This window comes from Streptomyces sp. MH60, assembly GCF_002939385.1.
In the GTDB taxonomy this organism is placed as follows: domain Bacteria; phylum Actinomycetota; class Actinomycetes; order Streptomycetales; family Streptomycetaceae; genus Streptomyces.
Window position 1 is genome coordinate 24,425 of sequence record NZ_MULI01000059.1, and the last position, 22,823, is coordinate 47,247.

Below are 22,823 nucleotides of genomic sequence, written 5' to 3' on the forward strand. Positions count from 1 at the left end.
TGCGTTGCGCTGCGAGAAGAGACTGTACAGGAGGGGTGGGCCGCCGGTCGAACTCACCCTCCGTACAGGCCCGGTCACGGCTCCGTCAGGGCGCGAGGGCGTCGATGGCCTTCACGATCCGCTTGTCGGAGACGGGGTACGCGGTGCCCAGCGCGTGGGCGAAATAGCTGACCCGCAGCTCCTCGATCATCCAGCGGATGTCCAGGACCTGCTGCGGCACCGGCCGGCCCTGCGGCATCTGCTCCAGGAGCCACGCGTACTCGTCCCGCATCTCGTGGACCTTCTGCATGCGGGAGGTGTCCCGCTGCACGCCCGTCGGCATCTGTTGCAGCCGGCGGTCCGCGGCGACCAGGTAGCGCATCAGGTCCGGCAGCCGCTTGATGCCCGCCTCGGTGACGAAGCCCGGCTTCACCAGCGCGTCCAGCTGCCCCCGCACGTCCTGGAGGTTCGCCAGCAGCGCGGGGCTGCGCACGGCCTTGAGACGGCGCTCGCAGGCCTGCCAGGCGGCCAGCACCTGCTGCACCTGGCCCACCGTGCGGACGGTCGTGTCGACGATCTCCGCGCGGACCTTGTCGTAGAGCTTGCGGTACGACTCCTCGTCCCAGGCCGGGCCGCCGAAGTCCGCGATCAGCTTGTCCGCCGCCGCCATGGCGCAGTCGTCGAACAGCGCCTGGATCGAACCGTGCGGGTTCGCGGACAGGCCCAGCTTCTGCTGGTTGGTCAGCTTCTCGGACGCGAACTTCGCCGGGTTGACCGGGATGTTGCGCAGGATCAGCCGCCGTGTGCCCTTCCACATCGCCTGCGCCTGCTCGGCCTCGGTGTCGAAGAGGCGGACCGAGACGGTGTCGGCCTTCGGTCCGTCGTCGACCAGCGCCGGGTACGCCTTCACCGGCTGACCGGCCCGGCGGGTCTCGAAGACCCGGGTCAGGGTGCCGATCGTCCAGTCCGTCAGTCCGGAGCGTTCCAGGGACTCGCCGCCGCTGCGCTCCGCGGTGGCCGCCGCGGCCTGCGAGAGCGCCTTGCGCGCCTTCGGGCGCAGCTGGAGCTTCAGCGCCTCCAGGTCCTTGTCCTCGGCCAGCTTGCGACGGCGCTCGTCGACGATCCGGAACGTGATCTTCAGGTGGTCGGGGACCTTCGACCAGTCGAAGTCCTCGGCGTCGAACGGCACCCCCACCATGCGCTTCAACTCCCGCGCCATGGTCACCGTCAGCGGCTCCTGAAGGGGTACGGCACGGTCCAGGAACGCCTGGGCGTAGTTCGGCGCGGGCACGTAGTTGCGGCGGACCGGCTTGGGCAGGGAGCGGATCAGCTCTGTGACGACCTGCTCGCGCAGCCCCGGGATCTGCCAGTCGAAGCCCTCGTCCGTGACCTGGTTGAGCACCTGGAGCGGCACGTGCACGGTGACGCCGTCGGCGTCCGCGCCCGGCTCGAACTGGTACGTCACCCGGAACTTCAGCGGGCCCTGCCGCCAGGAGTCCGGGTAGTCGTCCTTGGTGACCGCCCCCGCCTTCTCGTTGATGAGCATCTCGCGCTCGAAGTCGAGGAAGTCGGGCTGCTCGTGCCGCTTGTGCTTCCACCACGAGTCGAAGTGCGCACCCGAGACGACGTGTTCGGGCACCCGCTGGTCGTAGAAGTCGTACAGCGTCTCGTCGTCGACCAGGATGTCCCGGCGCCGGGCGCGGTGCTCCAGCTCCTCGACCTCGGTCAGCAGCCGGCGGTTGTCCGCGAAGAACTTGTGGTGCGTGCGCCAGTCGCCCTCCACCAGGGCGTTGCGGATGAACAGCTCGCGGCTGACCTCGGGGTCGATCCGCCCGTAGTTCACCTTGCGCTGGGCCACGATCGGCACGCCGTACAGCGTGACCTTCTCGTACGCCATCACCGCCGCCTGGTCCTTCTCCCAGTGCGGCTCGCTGTAGGTGCGCTTGAGGAGGTGCCCCGCGAGCGGCTCCACCCACTCCGGTTCGATCTTCGCGTTGACGCGGGCCCAGAGGCGGGAGGTCTCCACCAGCTCGGCGGACATCACGAACCGCGGGGGCTTCTTGAAGAGCGCCGAGCCCGGGAAGATCGCGAACTTGGCGTTCCGCGCGCCCAGGTACTCGTTCTTCGAGCCCTCCTTCACGTCCTTCATGCCGACGTGGGAGAGGAGACCGGCCAGCAGCGACACGTGTACGCGGTCGTCGGGTGCGGGGTGCTCCTCGTCGTTGAGGTGGATGCCCATCTGCTTGGCGACCGTGCGCAGCTGCGTGTAGATGTCCTGCCACTCGCGGATGCGCAGGAAGTTGAGGTACTCCTGCTTGCACATCCGGCGGAAGGACGACGAGCCGCGTTCCTTCTGCTGCTCGCGCACGTACCGCCAGAGGTTGAGGAACGCGAGGAAGTCGCTGCTCTCGTCCTTGAACCGGGCGTGCTGCTGGTCGGCCTGGGCCTGCTTCTCCGCCGGGCGTTCCCGCGGGTCCTGGATGGACAGCGCCGCCGCTATGACCATGACCTCGCGGACACAGCCGTTCTTGTCCGCCTCCAGCACCATCCGGGCCAGCCGCGGGTCCACGGGCAGCTGGGCGAGCTTGCGGCCGGTGTCGGTGAGCCGCTTGCGTACGTCCTTCTGCGCCGGGTCGAGCGCGCCCAGTTCCTGGAGCAGCTGCACACCGTCGCGGATGTTGCGGTGGTCCGGGGGGTCGATGAAGGGGAACTTCTCGATGTCGCCGAGGCCGGCCGCGGTCATCTGGAGGATGACGGAGGCGAGGTTCGTCCGGAGGATCTCCGCGTCCGTGAACTCCGGGCGCGCGTCGAAGTCGTCCTCGGAGTACAGCCGGATGCAGATGCCGTCGGACGTACGGCCGCAGCGGCCCTTGCGCTGGTTGGCGCTGGCCTGCGAGATCGGTTCGATGGGCAGCCGCTGGACCTTGGTGCGGTGGCTGTAGCGGGAGATACGGGCGAAGCCGGGGTCGATGACGTACTTGATGCCCGGAACGGTCAGGGAGGTCTCGGCGACGTTGGTGGCGAGGACGATCCGGCGTCCGGTGTGCTGCTGGAAGACGCGGTGCTGCTCGGCGTGCGAGAGCCGTGCGTACAGCGGCAGGACTTCCGTGAATCTGTACTTCTTCTTCTCCAGCGCGTCCGCCGTGTCGCGGATCTCCCGCTCGCCGGAGAGGAAGACGAGGATGTCGCCCTTGCCCTCGCCCATCAGCTCCTCGACGGCGTCGGTGATCGCCGTGATCTGGTCCCGGTCGGCGTCGTCGCCGTCCTCCTCCAGGAGCGGCCGGTACCGCACCTCCACGGGATAGGTCCGGCCGCTGACCTCGATGATCGGGGCGTCGCCGAAGTGCCGGGAGAAGCGCTCGGGGTCGATGGTCGCCGAGGTGATGACGACCTTGAGGTCGGGGCGCTTGGGCAGCAGCTGGGAGAGGTAGCCCAGCAGGAAGTCGATGTTGAGGGACCGCTCGTGGGCCTCGTCGATGATGATCGTGTCGTAGGCGCGCAGCTCGCGGTCGGTCTGGATCTCGGCGAGCAGGATGCCGTCCGTCATCAGCTTGATGAAGGTGGACTGCGGGTTCACCTGGTCGGTGAACCGCACCTTCCAGCCGACGGTCTCCCCGAGCGGGGTGTCCAGCTCGTCCGCGACCCGCTCGGCGACGGTGCGCGCGGCGATCCGGCGGGGCTGGGTGTGCCCGATCATGCCGCGGACGCCACGGCCCAGCTCGACACAGATCTTCGGGATCTGGGTGGTCTTGCCGGATCCGGTCTCACCGGCGACGATCACGACCTGGTGATCACGGATGGCCGCCGCGATCGCGTCCTTCTTCTGGCTGACCGGGAGCTGTTCGGGGTAGCTGACGGCCGGCACACGCGCCCGGCGTTCACCGATGCGCTGCTCGGCCTTGGCCACCTCCGTCTCGATCTCGGCGAGGACGGCGGCGCGGGCCTCCGGCTTACGGATCTTCCGCGCACCCTCCAGCCTGCGGCCGAGCCGGTGCGCGTCGCGCAGGGACAGCTCGGTCAGCCGGGGGGCGAGGGTGCCGAGGGCGGGGGCAGGGTGCGTAGACATACGGGTTCCAGGATCTCATCCCGGGGAAAATCCTGGCGAACGCTTTTGCCGCGGCCGGATACAACAAGACCCCGATCCGAAGATCGGGGTCTTTGCTGTGGCTGGGGCCGGGGTCGAACCGGCGACCTATCGCTTTTCAGGCGATCGCTCGTACCAACTGAGCTACCCAGCCGCGAGGTTTCACGTGAAACCTCAGCGGTCCTGACGGGATTTGAACCCGCGGCCTCCACCTTGACAGGGTGGCGAGCACTCCAAACTGCTCCACAGGACCAGGCGCTGTGTGTGACAGTGTCGCACACGCTTGCTTTTGCCCCCAACACGATTCTTCCCGGTGGCCGGGGCCCTCGTCAGCTGGGGTGACGTCGCTGAAGCAGAGTATCAGAGGATGCGTGCTGCCCTGGAAACGCGCAGGTGGGCTGTGCGCGGACGAGTGGGCGCCGATCGGGCGCCTTCCGCGTCCGCGGTCCGGGTGGTCCGGGGCGGGGTGAGGCCGCGGACGCCGTGGGGTGCGGGGCATGTGACGCCCCTTTCTCATGGAGCCGGCACGGGGGTGGGTGCCTGGGCCCTGAGATGGTTCCGGAGGGTGAAACCCTCGGCCGCGGCCTCCTCGGGGGTGAGGGGGACGCCGGTCGTGAGGAGGCGGCGGGCCGCCATGTGGTCGGCGGGACGGTTGACGGACTCCACGGCGACCAGGGCGGAGCCGCGGAAGAGCAGTACGGAGAAGGCGTCCGGGGACGTGTGCAGCACGAGTTCCGTGTCGTGGCCGTGGCTCAGGCCGGCGATCTGCAGGGTCGCGGAGAACTGGTTGCTCCAGAACCGGGGCAGCTCGTCGTAGACGCGGGCGGTGCCGGTGAGGCGGTCGGCGACCAGCCCGGCGTGGTCGACGGCGTTCTGCACCGATTCGATGCGCAGGGGCGTCGCCGACCCGGGGTGGGGGAAGAGGGCGCAGTCGCCCACCGCCGAGACGCGCGGGTCCGCGGTCAGCAGCCGGGCGTCGGTGACGATCCCGCCGTCGACGGCCAGTCCCGCCGCCTCGGCCAGCTCCGTGCGGGGGGTGACCCCGACGCCGGCCAGGACGAGGTCCGCGGGCAGCAGGCGGCCGTCGGCGAGTTCCACCCCGGTCACGTGCCCGGCGGCGTCGCCGGTCAGGGCGGCGATGCCCTGACCGAACAGCATCCGGTTGCCGCGCTCCTCGTGCAGCCGGGTGAGGTGCTCGGCCGTCGGTGCCGAGGTGATCCGGGCCAGCGGCCGCGGGAGCGCCTCGACGACGGTCACCGGGTGTCCCAGGTCGCGGGCGGCGGCGGCGAACTCCAGGCCGATGAACCCGGCTCCGACGGCGACCACCTGCCGGGCCCGGGTCAGGTCCTCCCTGATCCGGTCGGCGTCACGCAGGGTGCGCAGGGTGTGCACGCCGGCCAGGTCACCGCCCGGGACGGGCAGGGTCCGGGCGCGGGCGCCGGTGGCCAGGACGAGGTGGTCGTAGCCGAGGACGGTCCCGTCGGCCAGGCGGACGGTGCGGGCCGGCCGGTCCAGGGCGACGGCGGCGCCCTGGACCCGGGTGATCCCGTGGCGCTCGTAGAAGGTGGGCGGGCGCAGCCACAGCTGGTCGGTGTCCGTCTCCCGCTTGAGGTAGGCCTTGGACAGGGCCGGCCGCTCGTAGGGCGGGACCCCCTCGTCGCCGACGAGGGTGACCGGGCCCCGGTGGCCTCGTTCGCGCAGGGCGGCGGCGGTCTGGTGCCCGGCCTGTCCGGCTCCGACGACGAGGACGTGGCCGACCGGTTCGGGGGCGGTCATCAGGCCTGGCTCTCGGGGAGCCGGACGACCAGGCCGTCCAGGGCGTCGGTGACCTTGACCTGGCAGCCCAGCCGGCTGTTGTCGGCGCGGGCGCAGACGGTGAAGTCGAGCATGCCGTCCTCTTCCTCCTCCATGGGCGCCAGCCGGTCGAGGTCCTCGGGGTCGACGTAGACGTGGCAGGTCGCGCACTGGGCGAAGCCGCCGCACTGCCCGACGATGCCGTCCACGTCGTTGGTGAGGGCGCCGCGCATGAGGCTGGTGCCCACGGGGAGGTCGAGAACCGTCTCGGTGGCGTCGACGGCGATGTACGTGATCTTGGGCATGACAGGCTCCTGCGGGACGTGAGTGGCGTCGGTCGGTGCGTCAACTCCCGCATGGGAAAAGGGAGTTCATGAATCCGGAGGATGTAGGGGCCGGGTGTGCGGGGGCCCGGGCCGGGGCGGCCCGGGTGGCCGGGTGGCGCCGTATCAGGTGGTGCCGGGGGAACAGTTCCGTGCCGCGGTGCACGGTGGGGTGCACGTCGGAGACGCCGAGGACGGCCACCGCGCCGTGGTAGTCGTCGTCGAGCCGTACGTCGGCGAGGGCGGGGACCGGGCGGGCCGGCCGGGCCGGGTGCCAGCCGAGCAGGGCGGGCGGGTCGTCGGGGCCGGACAGCGTGAAGTCGGTCATGGGGGTGTTGAGGCCCTCGCCGGTGGCCTTCAGTACCGCCTCCTTGCGGGTCCAGTACGTCAGGCAGCCGCGGGCCCGCCGCTGAACGGGCAGCGCCTCGACCGCGGCGCGCTCGGCCGGCGTCAGGACCAGCTCGTACTCCGGTGGCAGGGCCGGGCCGGTCCAGGGCTCGACCCGTTCCACGTCCAGGCCGAGCGGGCCGCCCAGCGTCACCGCCACCGCCACCAGGTCGCCCGAGTGGGAGATCGACAGTTCCCAGCCCGCGCCGTCCCCCACCACGTGCGGTTTCCCGTGCGGACCGCCGCAGTCGGGGCAGCGCGTGCGGAAGCCGATGGCTTCCGGGCCGGTGCCCACCAGTGAGGCGAGGGCCGTCTTCGCGAGCAGCCGGCCCGTGACGAAGCGGGCCAGGTCCAGTTCGTGGGCGAAGGACGAGCAGCGGGTGAGTTCCGTGGTGTCCAGGAGGCCGAACCAGGAGGTGGGCCGGGGCACCGGGGGCAGCGACCAGATGTGGCACTCGGCGGCGGACTGCTGTGCGTCGGCGCCGGGTGCCTGGACGGGCGTCATGGCGATTTCACCTCCGTACGGCGGCAGTCGGTCCGCCGCACTACCGAGTTTCCGGCGGGACGGGGCGCCCGGATAGCAGGAAATCCTCCGCGTTCCGGGGGTGGAAAACCCTCCCCCCGGGCGGCCGTTATCGCTGACGGGCACCGCGTTAAATGCCGCCCCGGCAGGCGAAAACGACGTGATAACAGCCCGAAAGGGCGCCTTCCTAACTTCGTGGTCACAAGGAAGTCAGCGCCTCCCGGATTACCCCGGGGGCCGACCGAGAGGGCCACCGAAATGAACCGCTCCTGGATCGTCGCCGCCAAGTCCGCCGTCGTCGCCGTGGTCGCCGGAACCGCGCTCTGGACCGTCGGGGGCGCGGCCGTGCAGACGCTGGGCGCCGGTGACGCGTCGCATTCCACTTCGACGGTGGCCGACCCCATCAACTGGAGTGTCGTGGTGCCCGGGACGACCGCCCCCGCGCCCACCCCGACCGCCACCCCGGCCGGCTGAACCGGCCCCGGCCGGATCACCGCCGGCCGAATCGGCGCCGATTCGATCGGCGTCCACTGAATCAAGCTTCAATCATTGTTCATAAAGGACCTGTATTACGGTCCGCACTTCGTTCGCCCCGTCACCGGTCGTCCGGGAACTCGTCCCCTTTCGGTGCCGGACCCCTCTCTTCCCGCTGAATCACCCCCGCCGGTGACCTACATTGGTTGTCGTCCGACGGGCAGTTCGAATAGGGGGGCGGAGTGGGCGAACAGCTCAGGTTCAACGTCTTGGGTCCGCTCACGGTGACCGTGGGCGAGGCGGGCGTCCCGCTCGGCGGCGCACGCCAACGGACCATCCTCGCCCTGCTGCTGGTCATGCCCGGCCGGGTCGTCCCGGTGGACACCATGGTGGACACCGTCTGGAACAGGAATCCGCCGCCCACCGCCCGTACCCAGGTGGCCATCTGTGTGGCGGCCCTGCGGAAGATCTTCAAGAGCGCGGGCGTCGGCGGGGACGTCATCGTCACCGCGCACCCCGGCTACCGGCTCGACACCGCCGGCCACGACGTCGACTCGCTGCGGTTCGCCGAACTCGTGCGCGGCGCCGAGCAGTACGCCCGGGGCGGGCTGCTCGCCGAGGCCGCCCAGGCCTACGCCCAGGCGCTCGGCCTCTGGCGTGGCCCCGCCTTCGCCGGGGTGAGCGGGCCGGCGATCGAGGACGAGGCGGAGCGGCTGGAGGAGCACCGCCTCAACGCCTACGACGACTCCATCCTCGCCCACCTGGAACTCGGTCAGCACCAGGAACTCATCCCGGGCCTTGCCGCGATGGTGCGCGAGTACCCGCTGCGGGAACGCACCCGGCACCACCTGATGCTGGCCCAGTACCGTTCGGGCCGCCGGGCGGACGCGATGGAGACCTACCGGGACGCGCACAGCCAGTTCATCGAGGAACTGGGCATCGAGCCGGGCCCGGACCTGAAGGAACTGCACGACGCCATCCTGCGCGACGACCCCTCGCTGGCCCCCGTGCCGGTGGTCGTGGAGCGGCCGGACGCCCCGGGCCCCGGGGCCGGTTCCGCCGCGGCCGCACCCGCGCCCGCCGTGTCCGCCGCCCCTCCGGCGGCCGTGCCCGCCGAACTGCCGCCGGACATCCCGGCCTTCACCGGCCGGGCGGAGGAACTGACCGCGCTGCACGGCCTCCTGGCCGGCGCCGGAGAGGAGCGCGCCTCCACCACCGGCCTGATCACCGGCGCCGCGGGGATAGGCAAGAGCGGCCTCGCGATGCGCTGGGCGTTCCGCTCCGCCGAGCACTTCCCCGACGGTCAGCTCTTCGCGGACCTGCGCGGGTACGACGAGAACCACGAACCGGTCTCCGCGCACGACGTGCTGAGCCGCTTCCTGCGTTCCCTGGGGGTGCCGGGCGAGCAGATCCCCGGCGACCTGGAGGAGCGGGTGTCGCTGTACCGGAGCGTGCTCGCGGACCGCCGGGTGCTGATCGTGCTGGACAACGCCCGCGCCTACGCGCAGGTGCGGCCGCTGCTGCCCGGGGGCGGCCGGTGCTGTGTGCTGGTCACCAGCCGGGACCAGATGGAGGAGCTGGTGACCTGGCCGGCGCAGGCCCGGGTGCACCTGGGCCTGCTGTCCGAGCCGGAGGCCGTCGAGCTGATCACGGCCATCGTGGGGGAGCGCAGGATCGCCACCGCCCGCGAGGACGCCGCGCAACTGGCCGAGCTGTGCGACCGGCTGCCGCTGGCGCTGCGGATCGCCGCGGCCCGGCTCGCCTCCAAGCCGCACTGGACCGTGCGCTACCTGGTGAACCGGCTCACCGACGAGCGGCGGCGGCTGGACGAGCTGAGCCAGGGCGAGTCGCAGATCCGGGCCAGCCTCGCGCTCAGCTACAAGTACCTGTCCGAGGACGCCGCCCGGCTGCTGCGGCGCCTGGGCCTGCTCGACGCGCCGGACTTCACCGCGTGGGTGGGCGCCGCGCTGCTCAACCGCGAGGTGATCGACGCGGAACGGCTGATCGAGGACCTGGTCGACGCCCAGTTCCTGGAGGTCGTGAGCATCGACGCGACCGGTCAGCTGCGGTACCGCCTGCACAGCCTGGTGCGGCTGTACGCGCGGGAGTGCGCGATGAAGGAGGAGTCGGAGCCGGACCGTACGGCCGCCCTCACCCGGGTGCTGCGGACCTTCCTCACCATCGCAGAGGAGGCCGACCGGCGGGAGAACGCCGGCCACGGCACCGGTGTGCACAGTGACGCCCGGCGCCGCCGGATCGACTCCGAGTTGCTGGACGAGCTGCTGACGGCGCCGCTGGAGTGGTTCGAGGCGGAGCGGCTGGCGCTGGTCGCGTCGGTGCGGCAGGCGGCGCGGGCGGGACTGTCCGAGCTGGCCTGGGACCTGACCGGATCGGCCGCCGTCTTCTTCGGCACCCGCAGCTACACCGACGACTACCGCCGGTGCTGCGAGGAGGCGCTGGCGGCCGCCCACACCCACGGCGACCTGCGCGGCCAGGCGGCGATGCTGTTCGGGCTCGGGTCCATCGAGCTGGTCCACAGCGAGATGGAGCGCAGCTCCGGCTACCTGGAGCAGTCGGTACGGCTGTACGAGGAGGCGGGGGAGAGCCGGGGGCGGGCGGTGGCGCTGCGGCTGCTCGGGCAGACCGCGCGGGCCCGGGGCGAGACGGAGCAGGCCATGGGGATCTTCGCGGAGGCGCTGGCGATCTTCCGGGACACCGGCGACGCGTACAGCGAGATCCACACCCTGCACAACATGGCGGAGACCGAACTGGTCGCCGAGCGCCCCGAGTCGGCGATGACCTACGCCCTCGACGCGGTGCGCCTGGGGGAGAGCCTGGGGTCGGACACCCGGAACCTGGCCCAGGCGCTGCACCGGCTGGGGCAGGCCCACCTCGCCCTGGGCAGCCTCGGCGAGGCCGAGCAGGCGTTCCTGCGCGCGGTGCGGATCGTCAAGGAGAAGTCCGACACGGTGGGCCTCGCCTACACGCTGCTCGGCCTCGGCGAGACCCGGTTCCGCAAGGGGGACACGCAGCAGGCCGGGACCACCCTGGCGGACGCGCTGGAGACCGCGGAGGAGTGCGGGAGTCCGATGGCGGCCGGCCGGGTCAGGCTGGTCCTCGCCGAGCTGAGCCGGAGCCTGGGCCGCACCGAGGAGGCCCGCGACCACCTCCGCACCGCGCAGGAGGTGTTCCGGGACATCGGCGCGCTGGCGTGGCAGCGGCGGGCGGAGGAGGCCCTGGCGGCGCTGGTGGGCTGACCGGCCCGCGGCCCCCGGCACGGGAAAGGTGCCCGTGCCCCGGAGAGATCCCGGGGCACGGGCACCTTTCGTGCGGGGCGGTGGCCGCGGCGAGGGCCTCAGCCGAACAGCTCGCCCAGTGCCTCCATGTCGATCGGCACCGGCGGCAGCCGGTAGTCCGCGGGCGGCTCCGCGTCCAGCAGGTGCCGGACCAGGAAGTCCCACTTGCGCTGGTTCACGTAGTGCTCGTAACCGAAGTAGATGTGATCGGCGTCGGGCACCACGAGCAGGTCGAAGTCCTTGCCGTGGGCGATCAGCCGCTCGGCGAGCCGCAGCGTGGACTGCGGCGGCACCCGGTCGTCCAGGCCGCCGTGGACGAGCAGCAGCTTGCCTTCGAGGCGGTCGGCGAGGGACTCGTTGGCGAGGGCGGCGTACTCCTCCTCGTCGAAGGGGCCGTGATAGGCCTCGCCCAGACCCGGCTCCAGCAGGCGGAAGTCGTGCATGCCGGACTCCGCGACGCCCACCCGGAAGACGTCGGGGTGGCGCAGCAGCGCCCGTACGGCGGCGTAGCCACCGGAGGACATGCCGGTGACGCCCACCCGGTCCAGGTCCATCCAGGGCCGTTCGGCGGCCAGTTGGCGCAGCGCGGCGACGTGGTCGTCCAGTCCGCAGGCGTCGCCCAGGTTGCCGTACGAGGCGTCCAGGAACTCCTTGGAGCGGCCGGGGGAGCCCTTGCCGTCGACCGCGACGACCACGAAGCCGAGCGCGGCCAGCGCCTCCGCCTCGTAGCCGTAGTGGCCGGGGTCGAAGGAGGGGCTCACCCGGTTGTCGGTGGGCAGGCCGTAGGGGGTGTCGATCACCGGGTAGCGCCGGGACGGGTCGAAGCCGTGCGGCAGGTACAGCAGGCCGTGCACGTCGCAGGTGCCGTCGGCGGAAGTGGTGCGGAAACGTATCGGCGCGCGCCGGCCGGTCTCCCTGAGACGGGTGTCGTCGGCGCGTTCGAGCTCCACCAGCACCCGCCCGGACCAGTCCCGCACCGTGATCACGGGGGCCACGGCGGTGGTGGAGGCGGAGTCGACGAAGCAGGTGCCGCCCGGAGCGACGGTGACCGCGTGGTCGAGGTCGTCGCCGGTGATCCGCTCGAAGCCGGAGCCGTCGAGGCCCACGCGGCACACCGTGCGGCGGTACGGGTCCTCCTCGACCAGCCCCGAGGCGGTGAAGTACACCGTCCGCTCCGCCTCGTCGACGTGCAGCAGTTCCTGGACCGCGAAGGCGCCCGAGGTCACCGCGTTGACCAGCGCACCGGAGGGCGCGGAGTACAGGTAGAGGTGGCCCCGGCCGTCCCGTTCCGAGTACCACAGCACCTCGTCGCCGCCGGCCAGGACGCGCACCAGCGGCGGCTGGAGCTGGCGCGGCGCGGGGTCCACCCTGGTCCGGCCCCGCTCGGTCAGGACGGTGCGCACCTCGCCGGTGTCCGGGTCGAGGCGGTACAGGCCGAGGGTGCGGGCGTCCCGGCTGCGGGACAGGTAGTGGACGGCCGAGCCGTCCGGCTCCCACCACGCCCACCGCTGGAACAGCGGCGACATCAGCGACATCGCCACCGGTTCGCCGCGGGCCTCGGTGACGGCGCCGGTGGTGACGTCCAGGACGACGAACTCGGCGAGCGGTATGCGCTCGTCCCCGGCGACCGCGTAGCGCGGCGACAGCAGCGCGGGCTCGCCACCACCGGCGGGGGCGGCGCGCAGCAGGTGGGTGCGGCGCACACCGTCCTGGACGGTGCGGTGGGTCAGCACCCGGGAGGAGTCCGGCGACCAGGCCACGGCGGGCGGCAGATGGGGCAGGCCCAGCTTGGTCAGCAGCGTGGAGTACATGAGGTAGTCGGGGTTGGCGCCGTAGTCCCGGTCCTCGGTGCCGTCGGACGTCAGCGCCCAGTCGCGGTCCCCGTCCAGCGTGCGGGCGCGCAGGTCGTGGCCGGCGCGGTGGACGGCGTGCTTCCGGTCGGGTGCGGCCACCTCCAGCGGGCCGACCGGAGGCTCGCCCGCCGTCCTGCGCAGGGTGTGGTCGTCGAGCCGCAGCAGCCAGTGCTCGCCGAAGGCGTCGAACTCCACCGTCCCGTCGGCCGGCCCGATGGCCGGGAGGGGGAGGGCGGCCGCGTCGACGGGCTGCCCGGTCGCGGCCGCGAGGGCCGACGCCAGCCGCTCGTGGTCGAAGGCGAGGCGGCGGGTGCCCGCCACCGGGTCGACGAGCACGTACCGCTTACCCTCCACGGTGGCCACGGTGTACCAGAACCGCGTGCCGTCCTCGAGCCAGCGCGGGGTGAGGCGGCCGCCCGGGAGCAACTCCCCGCGGTGGTGCCGCAACAGCCGTTCCGCCGTCCGGTAGGCCCGCACATCGAGTCGTTTCCGTTGCATCGTCGATGCCCTTTCCTGGATGTGGTTTTCGGATGCCGCCGGGTGAAACGGTGAATTCCCCCCGGGCTTTTCCGGGAGTGCGCGGCGGGAGTGGTACCGGATTCGGGGCCGTCATCATCGCCACCGCACCCGGACATTGGCCAGCCTTCGGCGCGGGAGGCGTTCTCGTCCTGTCCCGTCGACAGGACGGGGCGGCAGAGGACGATGTGAAGACAAGTGAACACAAGAACTGGGGGACCCGGTGTGAGCACGCACAATCCGGGAAAGGTCGTGATCGTCGGAGCGGGTGTCGCGGGTGCGATGACCGCCGCATATCTGAAAGCGGCTTTCGGTGACCGGACCGAGGTGGTACTGGTCGGCTTTCCACCGGCCGGTGAACCCGCCGGGCACGAGTCGACCCTGGGCGACATCCGGGACTTCTTCGACTTCCTCGGCCTGGCCGAGGAGGACTGGATGCCGGCCTGCGACGCCACCTGCAAGCTGGCGGTCCGGGTGCAGGACTGGAGCGGTCCGGGGCAGTACTTCTACCTGCCGTTCGAACCGGCCCGCCGGGCCGGGGGCTTCCCGCTCACCGAGTGGTGGCTGAGGCAGCGGCCCAGCGGGCGGTTCGACCGGGACTGCTTCGTCTCCGCGTGGCTGTGCGACGCGGGCCGCGTACCGCGCCCCGCGGCCGACACCGGCCCCGGCGCGGACGCCGCCGCCGTCCCGTACGGCTACCACCTGGACTCCGCGGCGCTCACCCGGCTGCTGACCCGGTACGCGGCGGAGCGGGGGGCGGTGTCGCTGACCGGCGCCCCCACCGACGTACGGCTGGACGCGCGCGGCTGGATCGAGTGCCTGGTCACCGAGGAGCACGGGGAGGTCCACGGCGACCTGTTCGTCGACTGCACCGGCGAACGCGGGCTGCTGCTGCACCGGGCGCTGAAGGTGCCCCGCGTGTCCTACCGGGACACGCTGCCCAACGACTCCCTGGTGACGCTGGAGGCGCCCGCGGACATGCGGACCCGCGGCATCCCGCCGTACACCACGGTGACGGCCCGCGGCACGGGGTGGATGTGGACGGTGCCGCTGTTCGACCGGATCGGCGCGGGACACGCGTACGCCGGCGAGTACTGCACGCCCGAGGAGGCCGAGCGGGCGCTGCGCGAGCACGTGGGGCCGGAGGCGGCCGGGGCGGCGGCCGTGCACACCCCGCTGCTGCCGGGCCGCGGCGCACAGGCGTGGAAGCACAACTGCGTCGCCGTCGGGGCGTCGGCAGGGCGGGCCGAGCCGCTCGGCACGGTCGGGGACGCCTCGGCCGCCCACCACGCCCTGGAGCGGGAGTTCGCCACCCTGCACTACCAGGGGGCGGCGCGGGACGACACCCAGTACTGGCGGGACGCCAAGACCCTCGCGCTGCCGGGCGGCCTCGCCGAGCGGCTGGCCGGCTGGCGGGTGCTGCCGCCGGGCCCGGAGCACCCCGGAGACGGGCACCGGGGCCGGCCGGCGCACGCGTACACCTCCGTCCTCATCGGCACCGGCGGCGCCCCGCCGCGGGCTCCCGCCGCCCTGCCCCTGGTCGGCGACGCGGTGGCGCTGCGGGAGTTCGCGGCGGTGCGGCACACGGCCGCCGCCCTCACCGGCACCTCGCCCACCGGGTACGAGTACCTGGCCCAACTGGGCGCGACGAGCCCGCCCGCCGAACGGCGTTCCGTCCTGTCGACAGGACAGCGCCCGCGGCCGCCGCAGGTGGGGGAACAGGAATTCCCGCACCAGGGTCCGACGGGTGGAGGAACGCTTGACTGCGGCCGCGCACAGGGATGAAGGTAAGCACGGCATGGGGGCTGGATTCCGGCCGGGGGCCGGTTAATTCCACGACGGGGGAGTTCAATGGGTGTGCGGGCACCGGCATGGTTGCCGAGTCTTTTTCCGTCCCGGAACGACGACGCGGACAGCGTCCTCGCCCGGTAACTCCCGATAACGAGTTCTCGACACCCCGCGGCAATTGACGATCATTCGCCGGCCGTTTTTCCGGGGCCTTTTCCCACAGCGGACCGCCGTCATGTTCTCCTGGCGCCGGGCTGCGCGAAAACGAGCGAGGAGCAGCCGCAGATGACCCTGCCCGAGAACCAGGAACTCGCCCCCCGGACCCCGTACGTCTGGCGGGCCGCGCGGCCCCGGGCCACCCGGCGGCTGATCTGTTTCCCGCACGCCGGAGCCGGGGCTTCCGCCTACGCGGACTGGGCCGGACTGCTGCCCCCGGAGATCGAGCTGGTCGCCGTCCAGCTGCCCGGGCGGCAGAACCGTATCGCCGAGGAGCCGTTCACCGAGGCGGCCCCGCTCGTCGAGACGCTGACCCACGCGCTGCGGCCCGTGCTCGACCTGCCCTACGCCTTCTTCGGGCACTCCGCCGGCGCGACCCTCGCCTACGAGCTGACCCGGGCGCTGGCGGCGCGCGGCGGGCGGATGCCCGGGCACCTGTTCCTGTCCGCGCAGCCCGCCCCGGGCCACTCCACGGTCCGCCGGCTGCACACGCTGCCCGACGAGGAGTTCGCCGCCGAGATCCTCTCCCTGGGCGGCATCGACCCCGAGGTCGCCGACGACGAGGACGTGCTGGAGGCGATGCTCTACACGCTCCGGGCGGACTTCACGCTCTGGGAGCGGCACCGCGTCGAGCCGGGCGACCCGCTGGACGTCCCCGTCACCGTGCTGTGCGGCGAGTCGGACCCGCGGGCGCCGCTGGACGAGGTGAAGCGGTGGGAGGAGCACACCACCGGCGAGTTCCGCGCCGAGTTCTACCCCGGCGGCCACTTCTACTTCCTGGACTCTCCCGCCGACGTCGTCGACCTGATCGGCCGTACGCCGCCGGCCCCCGTGACGAACCGGAGGAGCGCATGACCTCTGTCGACCCCACCGGACCCGGCCTGCTGGCGGGCCTCGCCGACACGGTCCGGCGCCTGCCCGGCGTCCTCGACGCGGCCGCCGTCGCCCGCAGGGGCCTGCGCGCCGCCGAGCCGCCCCGGCCCGACCGGGGCGCGCCGCGCGCCGCGGAGCCGGCCCCCGCGGCCCGGGGCACGGACCCGGACCTGCCGCCCGTCGAGCTGTACGGCGGTGACCTGCGCCTGCCCGACGACGCTCCGCGGACCCTGCAGGAAGGGCTGCGCCGCGCGGCCGAACTCGCCCCGGACAAGGGCACGGTGTACATCAGGACCGGCCGCGAGGACGTGCTGCAGACCTACCGCGAGCTGCTGGAGGAGGCCCAGCACGTGCTCGGCGGTCTGCGTGCCGCGGGCCTGCGGCCGGGGGACGCCGCGCTGTTCGTGTTCGACGACAACCGCGGCTACCTCACCGCGTTCTGGGCGTGCGTCCTCGGCGGTTTCGTGCCGACGCCGGTCGCCGTGGCCACCACGTACGCCACCGAGAACGAGACCAACCGCAAACTGCTGGGCGCCTGGCGGCTGCTGGACCGGCCGGTCCTGGTCACCGACGCCGGCACCGCCGAGGCCCTGGCCGGGGTGCGCCGGCTGTGGGACGAGCCGGACGTGCGGGTGCTGACCGTCGAGGAACTCGCCGCGCACCCGGCCGACAAGGACTGGTTCCCGGCCGACTGGGACTCCCCGGTGCTCAACCTGCTCACCTCCGGCAGCACCGGTGTGCCCAAGTGCGTGCAGCACACCAACTCCTCCGTGGTCTCCCGGTCCTTCGCCGTCGCCCGGCACTGCGGGCTGACCGAGGACGACATCAGCCTGATCTGGATGCCGTTCGACCACGTCACGGTCGCCTTCTACAACATCCGTGACGTCTTCCTGCGCTGTCTGCACGTCAACGCCAAGATCGAGCACTTCCTCGCCGACCCGCTGCTGTGGTTCGACTGGGCCGACCGCTACCGCGCCACCAACACCTGGGCCCCCAACTTCGCCATGGCGATGGTCAACGAGCGGGCCGCGGACATCGCCGGACGCTCCTGGGACCTGTCCTGCCTGCGGGAGATCACCAACGGCGGCGAGCCGGTGATCGCCGCCACGAGCCACCGGTTCCTCGCGCTCCTCGCCCCGCACGGGTTGCCCGCCGACGCCATGGTGCCGGCGTGGGGCATGTCGGAGACCTGCTCGGGCATCACCTACACCCGCCAGAGCCTGGACGACCCGGCTGCGGGCACCGTCGCCGTCGACCCGGCCTCCTTCGGGGAGAGCGTGCGCCACCTCCCGCCGGACCACCCCGACGCCGTGGTCCTCTCCCGCGTCGGGCGGCCCGTCCCCGGGGTGCGGCTGCGCATCGTGGACGAGGACGGCACGGTGCTGCCCGAGGGCCGGATGGGCGAACTGCGGGTCACCGGGGCCACGATCATGGCCCGCTACTTCGGCAACGAGGAGGCCAACCGGGAGGCCTTCGACGACCAGGGCTGGTTCCGCACCGGCGACCTGGCCTTCGTCACCGACGGCGAGGTGGTCATCGCGGGGCGCCGCAAGGACCAGATCATCGTGCGCGGCATCAACTACATGGCGCACGAGCTGGAGAGCGTGGTCGAGCGGGTGGACGGGGTGCGCGTCACCTTCTCCGCCGCCGCGGGGGTGCGCGAACCCGGCGCCGCCACCGACCAGCTCGTGGTCTTCTTCGTGCCGGTGAGCTGGGACGCCGACGCGCTGGCCGCCACGAAGGAACAGGCGCGGGCGATCCTCGTGCGCGAGTCCGGGATCGCTCCCGACCTGCTGGTGCCGGTCACCGAGGGCGAGTTCCACAAGACCGCGAGCGGCAAGATCCAGCGTGCCGCGCTGGTCGCCGACCTCCGCTCCGGACGGTTCGCCGACCGGGTGGCCGACCCGGCCGCCGAGGAGGACCCGGCGCCGGACACCTGGTTCACCACCCGGCAGTGGGTGCCGCTCGACGACACCGCACCCCCGGCCGACGGCGCCGGGCCGGGCGTGACCGTGGTCCTCGGCGAGGACGCCGACCTCGAACGGCTCGGCCTGGACGGCCCGTTCGTCGCCGTCCGCCGGGGCGGGGCCTTCGCCCAGGAACTGCCGTACCGCTACCGCGTCCCGGTTGCCGACCGGGCGGAGCTGAAGCGGCTGCTGGCCTCGGTCACCGAGCGCTACGGCGCGATCGGCACCGTCGTGCACGCGCTGTCGCTCGCCCGGTCGGGGGAGCCCGCCGAGCGCCTGGCGACGGCCACCGCCGAACTCACCGCGCTGCTCGCCGCCCTCGCCGACGGCGACTCGGGCCGGCCCCGGCTGCTGGTGCTCACCTCCGGCGCCTTCCACGTCCGGGGCGGCGACCGCGTCGACCTCGGCACCTGCGCGCTGCCCGGCTTCGTGCGCACCGCGATCGGCGAGGCCGCGCCCCTGCCGGTGAAGCAGCTCGACCTGCCCGCCGCGGACCCGGGGAGCTGGGCCGCCGCGCTGCGCGCCGAACTCCGCGCGCCGCAGCGCACCGGACTCGTCGCCGCCCGCGAGGGCGTGCGCCTCCAGCCCCGGCTGGCGCCCCTCGACACCGGCGGACCCGACGGACCGGCCCCCGCCGACCCCGTCACCCCGGGCGGCCTCTACCTGGTCACCGGGGGGCTCGGCGGCATCGCCCACGACATCGCCGGCTACCTGCTGGCCTCCTACGGAGTGCGGCTGCTCCTGGTGGGCCGCTCCCCCGCCGAGGGCGACAGGGGCGAGCGCCTCGCCGCCCTCGCCCGGCTCGGAGAGGTGGCGTACGAGCGGCTGGACGTCGCCGACGCCGACGCGGTCGGTGCCGCGATCGGCGCCGCCGAGCAGCGCTGGGGACGCCCCCTGGACGGCGTACTGCACCTGGCGGCCGCCGATCCGACCGGGCAGTGGGCGGACCTCGACCGGCACCTCATCGTGAACGAGAGTCCCGAGGTGTACGCCGAGCAGTACCGGGCCAAGGTCGAGGGCACCCTGGCCCTCGCCCGCGCCCTGGAGGACCGGCCGGACGCCTCGCTGGTGCTGTTCGGCTCCGTCAACGGCGAGTTCGGCGGCCACTCCTTCGGCGCCTACGCCACGGCCAGCAGCTTCCTGGCCGGGTTCGCCGAGCACTGGCACCACGACCGCGGACGCCGGGTGCACTGCCTGGCCTGGAGCCAGTGGACCGGGGTCGGCATGAACCGGGACCGCTCGCAGGCCGCCGCCGAGCACCGCGGCTTCCGCAGCATCGACCCGGACACCGGGCTGCGGCTCTTCCTGGAGAGCACGGCCCTGCCCGGCCCGTACACGATCGTCGGCCTCGACCCGCGCAACCCCGCCGTGGTCGCGGAACTCGTACCGCAGCGGCTGCGGGTCGGCGAGATCGTCCTGGCCTACGTCGCCGACGGCGCCGACCCCGGCGCCCTGCGCGACGCGCTCGCCACCGGCCCCGCGAGCCCCGTACCGGTGCGCCTGGTCCCGGTGCCCCGCATCCCCCGCGACGCCTACGGGGAGGTGGACGCCGCCCGGCTGCTGGCCGACACGGCGCCCGAGCGGGCCCGGCGCAGGGCGACACCCCCGCGGGAGGGGCTGGAGAGCGAGCTGGCCCGCCTGTGGTCGGACGCGCTGGTCCGGGCCGACGTCGGCCGGGACGAGTCGTTCTTCGAACTCGGCGGCAACTCGCTGCGCGCCACCCGGCTGCTGGCCCTGACCGAGCAGAAGCTCGGCGTCCGGGTCACCACGCAGGAGCTCTACGAGAACCCGACCGTGGCGGGCATGGCCACGGTCGTCGCACAGCACGCGGCCGGCTGACCGGCAGTCCGGCAGTCCGTCACCGGAGGTTTCCTGCCGGCCGCAACCACAGGCGCAGGACGACTGATCGAGGAGTAGACGCCACATGATCCCCTTGTCCTTCGCCCAGCGGCGCCTCTGGTTCATCGACCGCTTCGAGGGACCCTCGGCCACGTACAACATCCCGTTCCTGCTGCATCTGCGGGGACGGCTCGACGTGGCGGCCCTCGCGGCGGCACTGCGCGACGTGGTGGTCCGCCACGAGAGCCTGCGCACCGTGTTCGTCGTCGACGAGCACGGGGTGCCCGGTCAGCACGTCGTCCCGGCGGACGCCCTGCGCCTCGACCTCCCCCTCGTCGAGACCACCCCCGAGGGGGTGGACGCCGTGGTCGCCGAGACCGGCGGACACCACTTCGATCTCGCGGCCGAGATCCCGGTGCGGGCCGTGCTGGTCCGCACCGGTCCCGAGGACCACCTGCTGGTGCTGAACATCCACCACATCGCGGCCGACGGCGAGTCGATGGAGCCCCTCACCCGGGACCTGACCACCGCCTACACCGCACGCGCCGTCTCCGACGTCCCGGACTGGGAGGAACTCCCCGTCCAGTACCGGGACTACACGCTGTGGCAGCGCGAACTGCTCGGCGACGAGGACGACCCGGAGAGCGTGCTCGCCCGGCAGCTCGACTACTGGCGCGAGGCGCTGGCCGGTCTCCCCGAGCAGCTCCAGCTGCCCACCGACCGGCCCCGTCCCGCGGTGATCAGCCACCGCGGCGACATGGTGGACTTCGCCGTCGACCCGGAGCTGGTCGAGGCGGCCGAACACCTGGCCGCCGAGCACGGGGCCACCACCCCCATGGTCATGCAGACCGCGCTCGCGGTGCTGCTGCACCGGCTCGGGGCCGGGGACGACGTCCCCCTCGGCGCCACCATCGCCGGCCGCACCGACGAGGCGCTGCTCGACCTCGTCGGCTTCTTCGTCAACACCTGGGTGCTGCGCGCCGACCTGTCCGGCAACCCGTCCTTCGCCGAGGCGCTCACCCGCGTCGCGGACCGGGCCCTGGCCGCCTACGACAACCAGGACGTGCCGTTCGAGCGGCTCGTCGAGGTGCTCAACCCGGAGCGGTCCACCGCGTACCACCCGCTGTTCCAGGTGATGTTCACCTGGCAGAGCAACGACGTCATCGAGCTGAACCTGCCGGGCGTCCGGGGCCGGCTGGAGGCGGTGCCCACCCGCACCGCCAAGTTCGACCTGGAGTTCAACTTCGCCGTCGACCCCGCCGACGGCGGCATGCGCTGTGTCCTGGAGTACGCCACCGACCTGTTCGACCGGGAGACGGTGGAGCGGTTCGGGCCCCGCTTCCTGCGGGTGCTGCGGGACTTCGTGACCGACCCGGCCCGGCCGGTCGGCACCGCCGACGTGCTGCTCGACGGCGAGCGCGAGCAGCTCGCCCGGTTCGCCGGGCAGGCCGCGCCGACCCCCGAGCTGTCCGTACCGGAACTGTTCGAGCAGCAGCTCGCGGTGGACCCGGACGCCCCGGCCGTCCTGTGCGGCGGGACGCGCCTGACCTACCGGGAGCTGGACGAGCGCGCCAACCGGCTGGCGCACGCCCTGCGCGGGCGCGGGGTGGGTGCCGAGTCCCTGGTGGGTCTGGCCCTGCCCCGCTCCGCCGACCTGGTCGTGGCGATGCTCGGCATCCTCAAGTCGGGCGCCGCCTACCTGCCCATCGACCCGCGCTTCCCCAGCGCCCGCCTCGGCCTGGTCCTGGGCCAGGCCGCCCCCGCCCTGCTGCTCACCGACGCCGGGACCGGCGGCGAGCTGCCGGCGCACGACGTGCCGGTGCTGCTGCTGGACGAGCTGGACCTGGACCACGCGCAAGCGGGCCCCGTCGAGGCCGACCTGCGCCCCGACAACCTCGCGTACGTGATGTACACCTCGGGCTCGACCGGTGTCCCCAAGGGCGTGGCCATCACCCATCACGGCGTGGTCAACGGCGTGCTGCGGCTGGCGGCGGTCGTCGGCATGGGCCCGGGCCGCAAGATGCTGGCCGGCACGTCCGTCAACTTCGACGTGTCGGTGTTCGAGATCATGACGGCGCTCACCACGGGCGGCGTCGTCGAGGTGGTCCGCGACGTCCTGGAGCTGGGCGAACGCGACCACTGGCACGGCAGCGTGATCAGCTCCGTCCCGTCGGTGTTCTCCGAGGTCCTCGACCGGATCGCGGGCACCACCAGCGTGCAGACCCTCGTGTTCGCGGGCGAGGCCCTGCCCGCGACGCTGGTGGAGCGGGCCCGCGAGGCGTTCCCGGGCGTACGGGTCGTCAACAGCTACGGCCAGACCGAGAGCTTCTACGCCGGTACGTTCACGGTGGACGCGGCCGAGGACTGGGACGCCTCGCGCGGTGTGCCGATCGGCGAACCCCTGGGCAACATGCGCGCCTATGTGCTGGGTCCGGGGCTGACGCCGGTACCGCCGGGCGTGGTCGGCGAGCTGTACGTCGCCGGTGCGGTGGCCCGCGGCTACCAGGGGCGCCCCGGACTGACGGCGGAACGCTTCCTTCCGGACCCGTTCGGTCCGGCGGGCTCGCGGATGTACCGCACCGGCGACCTGGCCCGCTGGAACCGCGACGGCCGCCTGGAGTACGTCGGCCGCGGCGACGGACAGGTCAAGATCCGCGGGCTGCGCATCGAGCCGGGCGAGGTGGAGGCGGCCCTCGCCGCCCACCCCGGCGTCGCCCAGGCGGTGGTCGCCGTGCACGAGCACGCCGGGACCCGGCAACTCGTCGGGTACGTCGTCCCCGTGGGCGTCCTCGGCAACGACCCCGGCGCCGCCGAGAGCATCGGCGACCTGCACGTCGACCTGACGGCCGGGGTGTCGGTGCCGGAGCTGCGCAGGTTCGTCGCGGCCCGGCTGCCGGAGTACATGGTGCCG

Annotated in this window: 11 protein-coding genes and 2 tRNA genes; 6 read left to right on the forward strand and 7 right to left on the reverse strand. The window is 72.8% G+C overall.

Going from position 1 to position 22,823, the window contains the following annotated elements; all coding sequences use genetic code 11:
• Positions 1 to 85: 85 nt before the first annotated feature.
• From hrpA to BZZ08_RS28290, 6 genes are all read right to left on the reverse strand, one after another.
• Positions 86 to 4,045: an ATP-dependent RNA helicase HrpA gene (hrpA, locus tag BZZ08_RS28265; RefSeq protein WP_104635048.1), complete on the reverse strand. Its 3,960-nt coding sequence runs from the start codon at positions 4,043 to 4,045 to the stop codon at positions 86 to 88.
• Between the two features lie 98 nt (positions 4,046 to 4,143).
• Positions 4,144 to 4,217 (reverse strand) — tRNA-Phe (locus BZZ08_RS28270).
• A 24-nt stretch (positions 4,218 to 4,241) separates the two neighbouring features.
• Positions 4,242 to 4,316, reverse strand: a tRNA-Asp gene (locus BZZ08_RS28275).
• Positions 4,317 to 4,576: 260 nt separating this feature from the next.
• On the reverse strand, positions 4,577 to 5,839 hold the full coding sequence (locus BZZ08_RS28280; RefSeq protein WP_104635049.1) for an NAD(P)/FAD-dependent oxidoreductase: 1,263 nt from the start codon (positions 5,837 to 5,839) through the stop codon (positions 4,577 to 4,579).
• Complete coding sequence (locus tag BZZ08_RS28285) at positions 5,839 to 6,162, reverse strand: 2Fe-2S iron-sulfur cluster-binding protein (protein WP_104635050.1); 324 nt, start codon at positions 6,160 to 6,162, stop codon at positions 5,839 to 5,841. Before BZZ08_RS28285 ends, BZZ08_RS28280 begins: the two co-directional genes overlap by 1 nt.
• A gap of 40 nt (positions 6,163 to 6,202) precedes the next feature.
• Complete coding sequence (locus BZZ08_RS28290; RefSeq protein ID WP_104635051.1) at positions 6,203 to 7,072, reverse strand: 4'-phosphopantetheinyl transferase family protein; 870 nt, start codon at positions 7,070 to 7,072, stop codon at positions 6,203 to 6,205.
• 276 nt (positions 7,073 to 7,348) lie between these two features.
• On the opposite strand from BZZ08_RS28290, the gene BZZ08_RS28295 reads away from it, so the two are divergent.
• Together BZZ08_RS28295 and BZZ08_RS28300 are read left to right on the forward strand one after the other, a co-directional pair.
• The gene (locus BZZ08_RS28295; protein WP_104635052.1) at positions 7,349 to 7,564 is read left to right on the forward strand and encodes a hypothetical protein; all 216 of its coding nucleotides are present in this window, start codon (positions 7,349 to 7,351) and stop codon (positions 7,562 to 7,564) included.
• A 242-nt stretch (positions 7,565 to 7,806) separates the two neighbouring features.
• The gene (locus tag BZZ08_RS28300; RefSeq protein ID WP_104635053.1) at positions 7,807 to 10,821 is read left to right on the forward strand and encodes an AfsR/SARP family transcriptional regulator; all 3,015 of its coding nucleotides are present in this window, start codon (positions 7,807 to 7,809) and stop codon (positions 10,819 to 10,821) included.
• A 98-nt stretch (positions 10,822 to 10,919) separates the two neighbouring features.
• Here BZZ08_RS28300 and BZZ08_RS28305 read toward each other — a convergent pair whose 3' ends face one another.
• Positions 10,920 to 13,211: a S9 family peptidase gene (locus tag BZZ08_RS28305; protein ID WP_104635054.1), complete on the reverse strand. Its 2,292-nt coding sequence runs from the start codon at positions 13,209 to 13,211 to the stop codon at positions 10,920 to 10,922.
• A 243-nt stretch (positions 13,212 to 13,454) separates the two neighbouring features.
• On the opposite strand from BZZ08_RS28305, the gene BZZ08_RS28310 reads away from it, so the two are divergent.
• The 4 genes from BZZ08_RS28310 to BZZ08_RS28325 all read left to right on the forward strand — a co-directional run.
• Complete coding sequence (locus BZZ08_RS28310; protein ID WP_241965586.1) at positions 13,455 to 15,014, forward strand: tryptophan 7-halogenase; 1,560 nt, start codon at positions 13,455 to 13,457, stop codon at positions 15,012 to 15,014.
• 288 nt (positions 15,015 to 15,302) lie between these two features.
• Positions 15,303 to 16,088, forward strand: coding sequence for a thioesterase II family protein (locus BZZ08_RS28315; RefSeq protein WP_104635055.1), 786 nt, complete (start codon positions 15,303 to 15,305; stop codon positions 16,086 to 16,088).
• Positions 16,085 to 19,912: an SDR family NAD(P)-dependent oxidoreductase gene (locus tag BZZ08_RS28320; RefSeq protein ID WP_104635056.1), complete on the forward strand. Its 3,828-nt coding sequence runs from the start codon at positions 16,085 to 16,087 to the stop codon at positions 19,910 to 19,912. Before BZZ08_RS28315 ends, BZZ08_RS28320 begins: the two co-directional genes overlap by 4 nt.
• An 85-nt stretch (positions 19,913 to 19,997) precedes the next feature.
• On the forward strand, positions 19,998 to 22,823 hold a 2,826-nt coding region (locus tag BZZ08_RS28325; RefSeq protein ID WP_133169230.1), incomplete at its 3' end, for a non-ribosomal peptide synthetase.